The following is a 14,836-nucleotide window of genomic DNA, read 5'->3' on the forward strand; positions in this document are numbered from 1 at the left end:
AGTGCCCGAGAAGATCGTGCGGATTCACGAAATAACCTTCTTGAGAGCGCTCACACCCTGTGCTTTGATGCCTTGGCGTCCATTCGACGGCACGAAAACTGCGGCAATGCGCCTGCGGCCGATTCGACGAGCGGTTCGTCGACGAACCGCACCACCGAAGGACTCGCGGGAGCGCCATGACGACCGGAACACCTCCTGCGGTGGGGTCCGCGACGGCCGGATTGCAGGCCACGTGGGCGAACTGGGTGGACGAGGCGGTGCGCCCGCGGCTGCGGATCGCGAAGTTGCTGCCCGCCGGCGGTGTGGGCCTGGTCGTGTTCCTGGTCGTGCTCAACCTCGTGCTCGGCCTGCTGCCGGTGGCCTTCGTGGTCTCGACGAGCATGGTGATCGGCGAGGTGCCCGCCGCGGTCGACGGCGGCGTCGGCAGCGCGGCCTGGGACCGGCTGACCTCGATCTTCCTGCTCGCCGCTGCCGCGTTCCTGCTCACGCAGATCCTCACCCCCGTGAACAACGCCTTGGGCCAGCAGTTGCGGCGACAGGTGGACAGCGCGCTGAGGGACGACGCGATGGCGTTGATGCTGCAACCGGTCGGCATCGGGCCGCTGGAGGACCAGCGCACGCTGGACGAGCTGAACGAGGCCGTGCGCGCCTTCGACCGCGACTGGGGCACACCGGGGCAGGCGTGCTTCGGCATGGTCGCGCTGGTCGCCCGCTACACCCGCCTGGTGGCCCTGGTGGTGGCCATCGGGCTGACGATCGGGTGGCCCTCGGCGCTCGGGGTCGGCGCGGCGGTGGCGGCGTTCCGCTACGGCCAGCGCGGCGGGCTGCGCAAGTACTCGCGGGTGGGACGCGGCCTCATCGGCAGGATGCGCGAGATCGGCTACCTGAACGAACTCACGATGACCGACGCGGCGGCGAAGGAGATCCGGATGTTCGGCCTCACCGCCTGGCTCGCGGATCGCTACGCGGCCGTGTGGGAGACCGTGCGCAACACCTTCGAACGGGCGCGCCGCCGCGTCTACCTGACCCCGTACCTGCTGCTGACGTTGATCGGCCTGCTGCTGTCCGGCGCCGCGATGGTGCACGCCGCCCAGCTCGCCGCGACCGGTCGGGTGAGCCTGACCGCGTTGGCGCTCGGGGTGCAGGCGGTCGCGATGGCGATGTCGCTCGGCGGCCACTACGCCGAGTCGGACACCAGCACGCAGTTCGCGATGCTGTCGCTGACCGCGCTGCAGCAGTTGCGCGAGCGGCTCGCCGAGCTGGACGAAGGACAGCCGCGGCCCGGTCGGGTCGAGGTGCCCGCGGGCACGCCCGCCACGTCGCTCACCTTCGACCGCGTCGGCTTCCACTACCCCGGTTCGGACCGCACCGTGCTCGACGGCATCGAACTGGAACTGCCCGCCGGGCGCTGCACGGCGGTGGTCGGGGTCAACGGCACGGGCAAGACCACCCTGGTGAAGCTGCTCGCGCGGCTGTACGAGCCGACGTCGGGTGCGGTGCGCGCGGACGGCGTCGACATCGCGGAGTTCGACCCGGTGCGGTGGCGCCGCCAGGTCGGGGTGATCTTCCAGGACTTCGTGCGCTACGAGTTGACCGCGGCGGAGAACATCGCGCTGGGCGCGGCGCACGTGCCGGTGGACCGGGCCGTGGTGCTGCGCGCCGCGGAACGGGCCGGGATCGCCGACGCGCTGCTCGCCCTGCCCGACGGCCTGGACACGCCGCTGTCGCGCGCCTACCCGGGCGGGACGGACCTGTCCGGCGGGCAGTGGCAGCGGATCGCCATCGCCCGCGCGCTCTACGCGTTGGAGGCGGGTGCGACGGTGCTGGTGCTGGACGAACCGACCGCGTCTCTGGACGTGCGCGCCGAGGTGGCGTTCTTCGACCGGTTCGTCGAGCTGACGCGCGGGGTGACCTCGCTGCTCATCTCGCACCGGTTCTCCAGCGTGCGGCGGGCCGACCACATCGTGGTGGTGGACGGCGGGCGCGTGGTGGAGCGGGGTTCGCACGACGAGCTGATCGCGGCGGGCGGCCACTACGCGCGCCTGTTCGCCTTGCAGGCGAGGCGATTCGCCCGCGGGCTGGACGCCGACGACGTCGAGGACACCGAGGTCGAGGACGACGACGCTGTGGTGGAGGGGGTCAGCCGGTGATCGAGGTCGTCCGCGGTGGCTGGGAGTTGTTCCTCATCGCCTGGCAGGAGAGCCGGTACCGGTTGGTGCTCGCCGTCGTGCTCATGATCGCCCAGGCGTCGGCGATGCCGCTGGCCGCGCCCGCCCTGGCCGCGTTGGCCGACTCGGCGCTGGCGGGTGACGTCCGGGGTGCGTCCGTGGCGGCGGTGCTGGTCGTGTTCGCGGTGGTCGCCGCGCTGACCGCCGGGCACTTCGCCCACATCTTCTACTTCGAGCTCGGCGACCGAGCGGTGCCGCGCCTGGAGCGCGAGCTGATCGAGATGACCAACGGCTCCGCGGGTCTGGAGCACCACGAGCGGCCCGAGTACGCCGACAAGATCCAGGTGCTGCGCAACGAGCTGCACCGGGCCGGGTGGGGTTCGATGGAGGGCCTGCTGAACAGCCTCGGCCTGCTGGTGGCGATCTCCCTCACCGCGGTCCTGCTGGCGCGGCTCAACCCGCTGCTGTTGCTGCTGCCGCTCGCGGCCGTGCCGCCGGTGCTGCTCGGGCGGCGGGCCGAGTCGATCGTCAACGGCGCGCGCGAGCGCTCGGCACTGCCCGCCCGGCACGCCAAGCACCTCTTCGGGCTCGTGGCGAACGTGGCGTCGGCCAAGGAGCTCCGCGTCGGCGGGCTGGCGTCGGAGCTGCGCTCGCGCCAGCGCCGGGCCTGGGACGACGCGTCGGCGGAGCTGTGGCGCGGTGAGCGCCGGGCCGTGCTGCTGCGCACCGGCGGGGAGCTGTTCTTCGCCGTGGCCTACGTGCTGGGCACCCTGCTGGTGCTGCGTGACGCGGTGGCCGGCCGCCGCGGCGTGGGCGACGTCCTGCTCGTGCTGACGTTGGCGTCACAGGTGAACCAGCAGGTGACGTCGTCCGTGGCCACGTTGCAGGAGATGCAGCGCACCGGTCGGGTCATGGCCAACGTGCGCTGGGTCCGCGCGCTGGTGGCGAGCCAGGCGCCGCCGCCGCCCGACCGGGACGTGCCCCGGCACATCCGGGACGGCATCGAGCTGCGCGGCGTGTCCTTCACCTACCCGGGCACCGACCGGCCGGTCATCGCCGACGTCGACCTCACCCTGCCCGCGGGCAGCACAGTCGCGTTCGTCGGTGAGAACGGCGCCGGGAAGACCACCCTGATCAAGCTGCTGTGCCGGTTCTACCCCGTCACCACCGGCACGGTCTCGTTGGACGGCACGGACTTCACCCGCTTCCCCGTGGACCGGTGGCGTGCCCGCATCGCCAGCGGGTTCCAGGACTTCTCCCGGTTCGAGCTGCTCGTCCGCGAGAACGTCGGTGTCGGCGAACTGTCCGAGATCGAATCGGCCGACGCCGTGCACGACGCCCTGCGCCGCGCACACGCCGAGGACGTCCTGGACCGCCTTGAAGACGGTGTCGAAACCCGGCTCGGCAAGACCTACGCCGACGGCGCGGAACTGTCCGGCGGGCAGTGGCAGAAGCTCGCGCTGGGCCGGGCCATGATGCGCCGCGAGCCGTTGCTGCTCATCCTCGACGAACCGACCTCGGCGCTCGACGCGCAGGCCGAACACCGGTTGTTCGAGCGGTACGCGGCCGGCGCGCGCGAGGTCGGCCGGCGGACCGGTGCCATCACGTTGCTCGTCTCGCACCGGTTCTCCACCGTGCGCATGGCCGACCTCATCGTGGTGGTGGCCGGCGGACGGGTGGAGGAACACGGTTCGCACGACGAGCTCATGGCCGCGAACGGTTTGTACGCCGAGCTGTACTCGATGCAGGCGGCGGCTTATGCGTGACGTGTGGTCGACGGCCGACGTCGAGCGGTTGGCCGCCGAGCGGTCGGCGCCGGACGTGTGGGACTACATCGCCGGCGGCAGCGGTGAGGAGGTCACGCTCGCCGCAAACCGGGCCGCGCTGGACCGGGTCGCGGTGGTGCCGCGGACGCTGGTGGACGTCTCGGCGTGCGACACGGGCTGCGAGCTGTTCGGTGTCACGTCGACGCTGCCGCTGGCCGTGGCTCCCATGGCCTACCAGCGGCTGATCCACGACGGTGGCGAGCGTGCGGTCGCGGCTGCCGCGGCGGCGGCCGGTGTGCCGTACGTCGTGAGCACGCTCAGCTCCGACCCGATCGAGGACGTGGCCGCGGCGGGCGGCACGACGTGGTTCCAGCTGTACTGGCTGCGCGACCGCGAGGTGATGGTGAAGCTGCTGCGCCGTGCCGAGGAGGCGGGGTGCCGCGCGGTGGTGCTGACGGTCGACGTGCCGGTGCTCGGGCGGCGGCTGCGGGACATGCGCAACGGATTCGCACTGCCGTCGTGGGTGAAGCCGGTGAACACCGACGGCGAGGTGGGCGACCGGGTGGAGGGTGACTCGGTGATCGCCCGGCACACCAGCGCGGTGTTCGACCCGTCGTTGAGCTGGCGTGACCTGGAGTGGATCCGCGCGCACACGAGCCTGCCGCTGGTGGTCAAGGGGGTGCTCGACGCGCGGGACGCGGCGCGGGCCGTCGACCTCGGGGTGCGGGGCGTGGTCGTGTCCAACCACGGTGGGCGACAGCTGGACGGTGCGGTGCCGAGTGCGGTCGCGCTGCCGGAGGTCGTCGCCGCGGTGGGTGGGCGGTGCCCGGTGCTGCTGGACAGCGGGGTTCGCAGCGGGGTGGACGTCTTGCGGGCGTTGGCGCTCGGTGCCACGGCGGTTCTCGTCGGCAGGCCCGTGCTGTGGGGGCTCGCGGCGGGTGGTGAGCGGGGTGTGGCGGCGGTGCTGGACGTGCTGCGGGCCGAGTTCGAGACGGCACTGCGCCTGGCGGGCTGCCCGGACGTTCCCTCAGCCCACCACCTGACCACCACCGTGAGTCCTACGTTCCAGCCCCGTGAGTCCTACGTTCGAGCCCCGTGAGTCCTACGTTCGGAACCCCCGAGTTCAACGCTCGCGCCTAACACCGTTCGCCGCGAGCGTTGAACTCGGGGGGCGTGAACGTAGGACTCACGGGTTCTGAACGTAGGACTCACGGAAGTGGTGGCGGAGGAAGGTGGCTACCTCGGCCCTGGCGTCACGGGCCGCGTCCACGACACCCGACATGGCGAAGAAGCCGTGCGCCACACCGTCGTAGCGCGTGGCGACCACGGGCACGCCGGCCTCCCGCAGGCGTTCGGCGTACTGCTCCCCCTCGTCACGCAGCGGGTCGTGCTCGGCCGTGATCACGAGTGCCGGCGGCAGCCCGGTGAGGTCCTCGGCCAGCAGCGGCGAGACCAGGGGGTTGCGGCCGTCGTCCGGGCTCGCCAGGTAGTGGCTCCAGTACCAGGCGACGGACCGGCGGTTGAACGCGGCGGGGTCGTCGTTGATCCGCATGGACTCCGTTCCGCCGCGGTGGTCGGTGTTGGGGTAGACCAGCACTTGCGCGGCGAGCGCGAGGTCGCCCCGGGTGCCGAGGGCGGTCACGGCCGCCAGGTTGCCGCCGGCGCTGTCACCGGCCACGGCGAGGCGGCCGGGGTCGACGCCGAGGGTGGCGGCGTTCGCCGCGATCCAGGACACGGCCGCACGGCAGTCGTTCACGGCGGCGGGGAACTTGTGCTCGGGCGCCAGGCGGTATTCGACGGTGATCACCTGGCACGGCACCGCGTTGGCCAGCGCGCGGCAGATCTCGTCGGACGTCTCGATGCTCCCGAGCGCCCAACCCCCGCCGAAGAAGTAGACCAGCGTGGGCATGGGCTCGGCCGTGTCCACCGGCCGGTAGATCCGGATCGGCAGGTCGCCGTCCGGTCCGGGCAGGTGGCGGTCGGTGACGTGGCGCACCGGCTCCCCCCGGCCCGCCGCCGCACGGATCGCCGCGAGGTCGGCCTCCCGGGCTTCCTCGACCGAGAGCGTGTACAGCGGCCGGACGCTCTCGGACGTCGACCGCACCTGCGGGTCCAGTGACATGCGGACCTCCCGTGGTCAGTGTTTCAACACCTTCTGGATCGCGGCCGTCAACTGCATGCGATCGGGCTGCACGGCGTGGTCCAACGCGAGGGCGAACGGCACCACGGCACCGTCCGGCCTGGTCACCCGGACCGGCGGGGCGAGCAGGTCGAACCGCTCGGCCGCGGTGGCGAGGACCTCGGCCGCGAGGCCGCACATGCGGTTGGAGTCGTCGACCACCACCAGCCGGCCGGTCCGGGCCACCGACGCGGCCAGCCCGTCCCAGTCGAAGGGGTACGCGGTGCGCGGGTCGAACACCTCGACCGACACCTCACCGGCCAGTTCCTCGGCGACCGCGAGCGCGTCGTGCACGAGGTGCCCGACCGCGACGACCGTGACGTCCTCGCCGTGCCGGTGCACCCGGCCGACGCCGAGCGGCACCGGGGCCAGCGCGTCGAAGTCGACGTCCACCCGCACCCCGAGCGCCGCCGCCGGCGCGAACACCACCACCGGGTCGTCGTCCCGGATGGCGGTGACCAGCAGGCCGTAGGCGTCCTCGGGGGTGGCCGGCACGACCGTCTTCACCCCCGCGTGGGCGAACAGGGCGTACGGGTGGTCGGAGTGCTGCCCGGCCCACCCGGTCTTCGACCCGGAGCCGGGCACAAGGTAGGTCACCGGCACGCGGGCCTGGCCGCCGGTCATGAGCGAGAACTTGTGCGCCTGGTTGACGATCTGCTCGAACGCCAGGTACAGCAGGGCCGGGATCTGGAACTCGATCACCGGGCGGCGACCGAGCAACGCGGCTCCGGTGGCGAAGCCGGTGAACGCCTGCTCCGACAGCGGCGTGTCCAGCACCCGGTCCGGTCCGAACCGCTTGAGCAGGCCCGCGGTCACGTTCGAGACCGCGACGCGGACGTCCTCTCCCAGCACGAACACCGCCGGGTCGCGCGCCATCTCGTCACCGAGCGCCCGGTTGAGCGCCTTCTGGTAGGACAACCACGGCATCACCCACCACCGCCCGGACGCGCCCGCATCCCGGTGGCGTACAGGTGGTCGAGCGCGCCGACCGGGTCGGGGTGCGGGCTCTCCAGCGCGAACGCGACCGCCGCGTCCACAGTGGACTCGACTTCGGCGTCGACCAGTTCCCGTTCCGCCGCGGTCAACCTCGCACCCTGGATCACCACCGGGTCCCTCTGGCGTCCACTGTGGACCTCTTCGTCGTCGCGGTAGCGCACCCGGGCCTTGTGCTCCCACGTGTGGTGCGCGTCGAACCGGTAGGTCAGGCACTCGACCAACGACGGCCCGCCGCCCGCACGAGCGCGGTCCACCGCCTCACGTGCCACGCCCAGCACCGTCCGCGGGTCCATCCCGTCCACCGCCACCGAGGGCATCCCGAACGCCGCGCCCCGTCCGGTGATCGTGCCGGCAACCGCGTCGGCCACGGTCAGGGTGGTGGCGTAACCGTTGTTCTCGCAGACGAACAGCACCGGCAGCCGCCACAGGGCGGCGAGGTTCATGGCCTCCAGCAGCACGCCCTGGTTGACCGCGCCGTCACCGAAGAAGCTCACCGCGACCTGGTCGCGGCCCTCCTGCATGGCGGCCCAGGCCGCGCCGGCGGTGATGGCGCCGTTCGCGCCGACGATCGCGTTCGCGCCGAGGATGCCCAACCCGAAGTCCGCGGCGTGCATGGACCCGCCGCGCCCCCGGTTGAGCCCGGTGGCGCGGCCGGTCAGCTCGGCGAGCACCCTGGCGGGGTCGGCGCCCTTCGCGAGCACGTGCCCGTGCCCGCGGTGGGTGCTGGTGATCATGTCGTCCCCGCGCAGCGCCGCGCACACCCCGGCCGCGACGGCTTCCTGGCCGGTGTACGGGTGGATGCCGCCGACGATGTCGCCGGAGCGGACGAGCTCGACCGCCCGCTCCTCGAACCGGCGGATCAGCCGCACCGTCCGGTACAGGCCGATGTCGGTGTCCGGTGCCGGCCGCACCGCGGTCAGGCCCGCCACACCGGAGGGCAGAACTCCGGGTCGGCGTAGTCGGGCCGGCCGTCCGGGGTGCGGCGCACGAGGGAGTCGTGGTTGTAGAGGGCGAGGCTGCCGTCGGACAGGGGGTACTCGCGATAGGCGTTGTCGCCGTCCTGGAGGTGCAGCGAGATCGCCTGACGCGGCCGGGACGCGTGGTTGGGTCCGCTGCCGTGGTAGGTGCGGCAGTGGTGGAAGCTCATGTGCCCCTTGGGGATGTTCATCGGGATCTTGGTCACCCGGGTGCCGTTGTGCGCGGCGTTGACCGAGAGCAGGTCCTCCAGGTGGTTCGCGTCCCGCTCGGCGAAGTGCTTGTTCGCGCTGTCGTCCGAGCCGACCTCCTCCCAGCGGTGGCTGCCGTCGACCATGGTGATCGTGCCCAGTTCCTCGTCGCAGTCGTGGAACGGGATGAAGGCGGTGAGCATCCGGTCCGACGAGGACGACAGCCAGTAGTGCTTGTCGAAGTGCCAGGGCACGACGTTGGACGGCTCGGCGGCGATCGGCGGCTTGTAGATCAGGGTCGACTGGAACACCCGGATCTCGTCGGCCTGCGCCAGGCGTGCGGCCACCGCGCCGAGCAGCGGCTTGAGCAGCGCCTTGGCGATCGGGTCGCTCTCGTAGTGCACGTAGTCGTTGTGCCGCTGCACGTCGCCGTTCTCGGGCGTCCAGTAGGCCAACCGCGGAGGTCGGGTCGGCAGCCGGCGGCTCCGCTCACCCGAGTAGTACCGGTCGACGGCGGCGGCCAGCTCGTCCACCTCGTCGTCGGAGAAGACCTTCTTCGACAGGTACCAGCCGTGCTCGGCGTAGAACCGGACCTCGTCGTCGGTCGGGAGCAGGGCGCGCTCCTGCTCGGTCAGCGTGAACTCGTGCACCGTGGTCTCTCCCCTTCAGCCGGCAGTAGTGCCGGACAGTTCGCCCCGCTTCGCCTCGTACAGCGCCTTGATGTTCCCGCTGCCGAAGGTCAGCGCGCCCCGCCGCTCGATGATCTCCAGGAACAACGTCCGGCGCACGTGCATCGACTCGGTGAAGATCTGGAGCAACTGGCCCCAGTGGTCCCGGTCGACCAGCACGCCGAGCTCGCGCAGCTCGTCCAGCGGCGCGTCCAGGTGGCCCACCCGCTCTTCGAGCGTGTCGTAGTAGGTGCTCGGCGTGCCGAGGAACCGCACGCCCTTGTCGCCGAGCGTGCCCACCGCCTTGACGATGTCGTCGGTGCCGAACGCGACGTGCTGCACGCCCGCGCCCGCGTGCCAGGTCAGGAAGTTGTCGATCTGGCCGGGCCGGCGCTGCGGGTCGGGCTCGATCAACGTGAAGGTGACCTGCCCGGACGAGCTCTGCACCACCTTGGAGTCCATGCCCTGGCCGCCGACCTCGACGTACTCCTCGAAGATCTGGGTGAAGCCGAACACGTCCACGTAGTACCGGGCGGTCGGGGTGAGGCCGCCCGCGGGCACGCAGATCGCGATGTGGTCGATCGCGCGCAGCACCTTGTCGTCCGTGTCCGGTTCGGGGTCGGTCACCTCGATCGCACCGGGCAGGAACGCGCGCCGCGAGCCGTGCCGCTCGACCAGCCGGTGCGTCACGTCGGAGAAGCCGGACACCTCGGCCACGATCACCCGCTGGTCCTGCCCGCCCGGCCCTTCGGTCGCGTACTCGCGTGGCGGCGACACCGATTCGGCGCCGCGCTCGGTGAGGCCGCGGTAGGCGGCTCCGACGTCGTCCACGCCGATCCCGATGACCGCCACGCCGTCGCCGTGCCGGCGCACGTACTCGGTCGCCGGGTGGCCCGGCACCAGACCGGTGGTCAGCACGACCTGGATGTCGCCCTGCCGCAGCAGCAGCGAGCGCTGGTCCTCCAGCCCGGTCTCGGGGCCGCCCTGGCCGCAGACCTTGAACCCGAACGCGGTGCAGAGGTAGAACGCCGCCTGCCTCGCGTCACCCACGTACAGCTCGATGTGGTCAATCCCGGACGTGTTCATCAGGCATCCCGATCACTTCCCGGAGCACGTCAGCGGCTCCCGAGACGGTGGTCATGCGGCCGTACTGGCCGCTGTCGAGTTCCATGCGCACGCCGTAGCGCTGTTCCACCTGGTGCACGAGCCACGCCAGCTCCATCGACTCGATCAGCTCGGGGACGTCGTCCGCCGGTCTGCCGTCGAGGCTGGCGAGCATCGCCAGGACGTCGTCCCGGTCGGGGGTGTCGTCCTGGCTCACCGCGGCACTCCGTTCCCGGCCGCACCCGCGACCTCGCGGAGCACCGAGCGGTCGCGCACCAGCTTTCCCGTCGTGGTGCGCGGCATCGCGTCGAGCACGTGCACCCGCCGTGGTCTCTTGTAGGCGGCGAGCCGTTCGGCCAGTCCCGCCTGGACGGTCGCCGCCGTGGCCGGGGCGTCGAGCTGCGCGTAGGCCGTGATCACGTCGTCGTGCAGCACGACGGCCGCGATCACCCCGGGCAGTTCGGCCAGCGTCGCCTCCACCTCGGTCAGGTCGACCTTCAGGCCGCCGACCGACACCTGCGAGTCGAGGCGCCCCTTGACCGTCACGAGGCCGGTGTCCGGGTCGACGGTGCCCGCGTCGCGGGTGCGCAGCCAGCCGTCCGCCCACCGCTCCGGATCGGACAGGCCGACGTAGGGCGACCGCGGCAGGCTCACCAGCAGCTCGCCGTCGCGCTCCACCACCGCGAGGCCCGGCGCTGGGGTGAGCGCGGGTCGGTGCTCGCCGAACAGGTCGGTCGCGATCACGCCGACCTCGGTCATCCCCCACATGTTGCCCAGCGGCACGCCGTACTTGTCGGTGAAGGCGGTCGCGGTCGCGGCGGGCACCGCTTCGCCACCGGTGGTCATGCGCTTGAGTTGCGGCAGGGACGGAGGGTCCACAACGGACGTGAGCAGGCCGATGTGGAACGGCACGCCCAGCACCGTCGCCGGGGTGGCTTCGGCGGCCACCGCGTCCAGCACGCTGTCGCCGGTGAGCCGTTCGGGCGGCCTGATCTGCACGCCCGCGTGCAGGCCGTAGAGCAGCGCGCCGACGAGCCCCAGGACGTGCACCATCGAGGCCAGCACGACGATCCGCTCGCCCGGCAGCGGCACGCCGTCGATCCGGGTGTACCGCTCGACCTCGGCGATCAGGTCGGCGGCCGTGCGGCCGATCACCTTGGACGGCCCGGTGGAGCCGGAGCTGAACTGGATCACCGCGTGCGGTGTCGCCGCGGGACGGCCGGCACGGGCCGTGACGGTCTCCTCGACCTCCGCGAACGCGCTGAGCGGCGAGCTGGTGATCCGTCCCGGTTCGACCACCACCTGCGGTGCGAGCCGGCCGAGCGCGGCGTCGACCTCGAACGCGGTCAGGCGGTGGTCGAGGAGGCTGACCTGGGCGCCGATGCGCCACCCGGCGAGCAGGTTCGCCACGTACGCCACCGACGGCGGCAGGCGCAGCGCGAGCGACCCGCCCGCGCGCAGTCCCGCCCCCGTCAGGCGTTCCTGCCGGTCGGCGACCATCCGGCGCAGCGCGGACCGGTCGACCGGTCCGCCCGAATACAGGCAGACATCGTCGTCCGCGCCCCGGAGCAGAATCTCGTCCACCCATTCCGGACTCGTCACGAGTTCGAATCCGGGCGACGCCAGGCCTTTCGTCATCAGGTCTCCCGCCTGGTCCCGCACAGCTCTTCGAAAAGTTTCGCAGAAGTTTCGGGGAAATCACGGTCCGAATGTGAAGAATCGTACGTCACGGTTCACCCGACGCACTATCGGCCAATCGGCCGCGATGGATCATCATCTTCGCCGAGCGAACGCACGTCATTCACCAGTGCGGCCAGCCGATCGAGGCCGCGGTCGATCTGCTCGACCGGGACGACGCTGCACGAAAGGCGCAGCGCACGGATTCCCGAAGTGTCGTCGTAGAAATGACCCATTGGTGTCCACAACACACCGAAATCGCGCGCCGACCGTTCCAGGAGCAGGTCGTCCGCCACGAACGGGACGGTGACCACGACGAAGAACCCGCCGGTCGGCGCGGTCCACGTGACGTCCGATCCGGGTGGGAAGCGGTCCGCCAGCCCGGTCACGAGGTGCCGCAGGTTCCGGTCGTAGAGCTTCCGCTCGCGGTCGGTCGCGCCGGCGAGGCGGCAGCCGTGCGCCAGCAGCTTGCCGCCGACGACGGCCTGCGCGATCGGCGACGTGTTCACCGTGAGCATGCTCTTGATCTTCGACAGCTGGTCGGCGAACAGGCCGATCGTGCCGTCGGCGCCGGATACCCGCTGGTCGGCGACCAGGTAGCCGACGCGTGCGCCGGGCAGCACCGACTTGGCGAACGAGCCCAGGTAGACGACGCGGCGGTCCGCGTCCAAGGCCTTGAGCGTCGGCACCCGGTCCGCGTCGCCGTGGAACAGCCCGTACGGGTTGTCCTCGATCAGCAGGACGTCCTCGGCCGCCGCGACCTCCAGCAGCCGCTGCCTGGTCGACAGGTCCAGGCTGAGCCCCGACGGGTTGGCGAAGTCGGGCACGACGTAGCAGGCGCGCGGCCGGCGACCGGCTGCGCGTTCCCGGCGGATCACCGCGACCAGGTCCTCCAGGTCGATCCCGTTCTCCCCGGTCCGGACCGGGCGCACGGGCAGGTCGACCAACCGCGCCGCGCCGGTCAGCCCGACGTACGTCGGCGACACCGCGAGCAGCACGTCGCGTTCGTCGGCCCGCAGCGCGCGCAGCACGAGGAACATCGCTTCTTGGCAACCGGCGGTGACCACGACCGATTCCGGGTCGACCGTGATGTCCTCGTCCAGGCGGAGATTTTCCGCGATCAGTTCGTGGATGATCCCCTTGGTCCGACCGTACTGCAATACGGTGCGCCGCACCTGTTCCTCGGTGAGGTGCCGGGAGAGGTGCCGGGAGAAGATGCGCAGATATCGGTGCACGTCCTCCAGGTCGAAGAACTCCTCGCTCGGCCTACCGGCGGCCAGCGGTATCGCGTCCGGATAGTGGATCGCCACCTCGTTGAGGAAATTCATCGAGTTCAGGGCCGGATCTTCCAGCGCGCCGAACAACGTGCCGGTGGCCAGGTCGGCGATGTCCTCGGAGGTGGCCGGCGACGTGGTCACCTCCCCGCACCACCGGTGGTCCGGCGGCGTTCACGGGTGGCCATGACGGCGCTGAGCAGGTCGTCCAGCTCGTCGTCGGACAACTGCGCCAACCGGGCCTCCCGATCGGCCTCAGCCACCCGGTCCTCCCGGGCGGATTCCAGCTCCGACGACACGAACTCCGCGAGCGCGGCGATGGTCGGCGAGGTGAAGATGCGCGGAAGGGCCAGGGTGACGCCGTAGGTGTCGGCGACGAGCGAGGCGAACCGGACCGCCGTGAGCGATCCCCCGCCCAGGCCGAACAGGTTGTCGTGCACGCCGACCTGGTCGAGCCCGGGGAGCAGGTCGACCCAGGTCTTGGCCATGGCCTGCTCGATCTCACCCCGCGACGGCACCGCACTCGCGTCCACGCCGGTCTCCACGGGCCCTGCGGCGGCGGACCGGACCGCGCCGCTCGGTGACGGCCCGGTCGGCAACGGTCCTGCCGGCAACGGTTCGGACGCGGCGGACCACGTGCCCTCGGGAACCGGCACCGGCAGCTCCGACACCGCGCCGTCCGCGGTCACGTGCTCCAGCACCGCCACCACCGACGACAGCAACCAGTCTGCGAACCTCGGGTCGGTGCGGTGCTCCAAGGTCAGTGCGCCGCTCTCGTCCGCACGCAGGTCGACATCAGCTTCGGCGGCACCCGTCAGGACGACGTGGCTCCGCACGGTCACGCCGGGAAGGTCCAGCGCGGGCGCGGCAGGCGCCGGAGAGGTGAACCGCGCCACGCCGGCGAGGTCTACCCCCAGTTCCCCGGCGAGCACCGTGAGCGGAACCTCGTTGTGCGACAACGCTTGTGCCGCAGCGCCCTGCACCCGGACGAGCAGGTCGGCGAAGGTCGGCTCGCCCGTCAAGGACACCCGGACCGGAACCACGTCGGCGAACGGTCCCGCGATCGACTCCAGCTCCACCCGGATGCGACCACTCACCGGGGCTCCGATCACGACATCGGCCTGGCCCGCGAACCGGCACAGCACCACCGCGTACCCGGCGAGGAACGCCGTAGACAGGGTGGCGCCGACCTGTTCCGCCACGGCGGCCAGTCGCCGGACCGCAGCCGGGTCGACCACCGCGGTCAGCGACGCGGCACGGTGTCCGGACGGGAGCCGCGACGGTCCGGGAGCATCGCGCAACACCTCGCGCCAGTGCTCCAGCTGACGTGCCAACTCCTCACCGCACAACCGCTCACGTTGCCACACGGCGTAATCACCGTAGTCCATCCACGACCCAGGCACCGTCGATGAACCGTCGCAGTACACAGTGGACAGTTCGGCGAGCAGCATCGCCAGCGCGGGACCATCGGCCACGACCCGGTGCGCCACCAGCACGAAAAGCCACCGGTCCGCACCGACCTCGATCACCGCGGCCCTCACCAACGGCTCGGTCGAGAGGTCGAACGGCCGCTCGGCCAACTCCGCGGCGATCGACTCGGCCCGCTCCACGTCACCGGGCAGCACGACGTGCTCCACCACCACACGCCCCGTCTCCGAGACGACCTGCTCCCTGGAGGCGGTGACATTCGTCCGGAGAATCGAGTTCCGTGCGACCACGACGTCCATCGCCCGTTGCAGCGCAACGGGATCGACCGGACCGTCCAGCCAGGTCGCGTGGGACAAGGCCGCGGGCAGGGACAGCGCCCACGCCTGTGCGAACGACAGCGGATACCGCAC

At 71.5% G+C, this 14,836-nt stretch carries 12 protein-coding genes; 3 read left to right on the forward strand and 9 right to left on the reverse strand.

The genetic code is table 11. From position 1 onward, the window contains the following. Positions 1-176 precede the first annotated feature (176 nt). Genes OQ02_RS15795 through OQ02_RS15805 form a run of 3 tightly spaced genes read left to right on the forward strand, consistent with a single transcriptional unit; the run spans position 177 to position 5,033 of the window. The gene (locus OQ02_RS15795; RefSeq protein ID WP_063747073.1) at positions 177-2,150 is read left to right on the forward strand and encodes an ABC transporter ATP-binding protein; all 1,974 of its coding nucleotides are present in this window, start codon (positions 177-179) and stop codon (positions 2,148-2,150) included. Continuing rightward, positions 2,147-3,934: an ABC transporter ATP-binding protein gene (locus OQ02_RS15800; protein ID WP_033439150.1), complete on the forward strand. Its 1,788-nt coding sequence runs from the start codon at positions 2,147-2,149 to the stop codon at positions 3,932-3,934. The genes OQ02_RS15795 and OQ02_RS15800 overlap by 4 nt, the downstream gene beginning before the upstream one ends. Next, positions 3,927-5,033, forward strand: a complete 1,107-nt coding sequence (locus OQ02_RS15805; protein WP_033439151.1) for an alpha-hydroxy acid oxidase — start codon at positions 3,927-3,929, stop codon at positions 5,031-5,033. Before OQ02_RS15800 ends, OQ02_RS15805 begins: the two co-directional genes overlap by 8 nt. An 87-nt stretch (positions 5,034-5,120) precedes the next feature. Here OQ02_RS15805 and OQ02_RS15810 read toward each other — a convergent pair whose 3' ends face one another. The 9 genes from OQ02_RS15810 to OQ02_RS15850 all read right to left on the reverse strand — a co-directional run bounded on the left by OQ02_RS15810 (position 5,121) and on the right by OQ02_RS15850 (position 14,836). Then, positions 5,121-6,056, reverse strand: a complete 936-nt coding sequence (locus OQ02_RS15810) for an alpha/beta hydrolase (RefSeq protein ID WP_051772364.1) — start codon at positions 6,054-6,056, stop codon at positions 5,121-5,123. A 15-nt stretch (positions 6,057-6,071) separates the two neighbouring features. After that, positions 6,072-7,040 carry an alpha-ketoacid dehydrogenase subunit beta gene (locus tag OQ02_RS15815; RefSeq protein WP_033439152.1) on the reverse strand — a complete coding sequence of 323 codons (969 nt, stop codon included), beginning with the start codon at positions 7,038-7,040 and terminating at the stop codon, positions 6,072-6,074. Then, positions 7,040-8,038: a thiamine pyrophosphate-dependent dehydrogenase E1 component subunit alpha gene (locus tag OQ02_RS15820; RefSeq protein ID WP_231500051.1), complete on the reverse strand. Its 999-nt coding sequence runs from the start codon at positions 8,036-8,038 to the stop codon at positions 7,040-7,042. Before OQ02_RS15820 ends, OQ02_RS15815 begins: the two co-directional genes overlap by 1 nt. Continuing rightward, a complete protein-coding gene (locus tag OQ02_RS15825) occupies positions 8,026-8,925 on the reverse strand; it encodes a phytanoyl-CoA dioxygenase family protein (RefSeq protein WP_033439153.1) in 900 nt (299 codons plus the stop codon). The genes OQ02_RS15820 and OQ02_RS15825 overlap by 13 nt, the downstream gene beginning before the upstream one ends. Before the next feature lie 15 nt (positions 8,926-8,940). Continuing rightward, on the reverse strand, positions 8,941-10,029 hold the full coding sequence (hppD, locus tag OQ02_RS15830) for a 4-hydroxyphenylpyruvate dioxygenase (protein WP_033439154.1): 1,089 nt from the start codon (positions 10,027-10,029) through the stop codon (positions 8,941-8,943). Next, a complete protein-coding gene (locus tag OQ02_RS15835; RefSeq protein WP_033439155.1) occupies positions 10,010-10,264 on the reverse strand; it encodes a hypothetical protein in 255 nt (84 codons plus the stop codon). Before OQ02_RS15835 ends, hppD begins: the two co-directional genes overlap by 20 nt. Next, entirely contained in the window at positions 10,261-11,685 is a 1,425-nt protein-coding gene (locus OQ02_RS15840) for a class I adenylate-forming enzyme family protein (RefSeq protein WP_051772400.1), read from the reverse strand. The genes OQ02_RS15835 and OQ02_RS15840 overlap by 4 nt, the downstream gene beginning before the upstream one ends. A 107-nt stretch (positions 11,686-11,792) precedes the next feature. Then, entirely contained in the window at positions 11,793-13,142 is a 1,350-nt protein-coding gene (locus OQ02_RS15845) for an aminotransferase-like domain-containing protein (protein ID WP_331281536.1), read from the reverse strand. Beyond that, a complete protein-coding gene (locus OQ02_RS15850; protein ID WP_033439156.1) occupies positions 13,139-14,836 on the reverse strand; it encodes a condensation domain-containing protein in 1,698 nt (565 codons plus the stop codon). The genes OQ02_RS15845 and OQ02_RS15850 overlap by 4 nt, the downstream gene beginning before the upstream one ends.

This window comes from Saccharothrix sp. NRRL B-16314, from assembly GCF_000716595.1.
Lineage (GTDB): Bacteria > Actinomycetota > Actinomycetes > Mycobacteriales > Pseudonocardiaceae > Actinosynnema.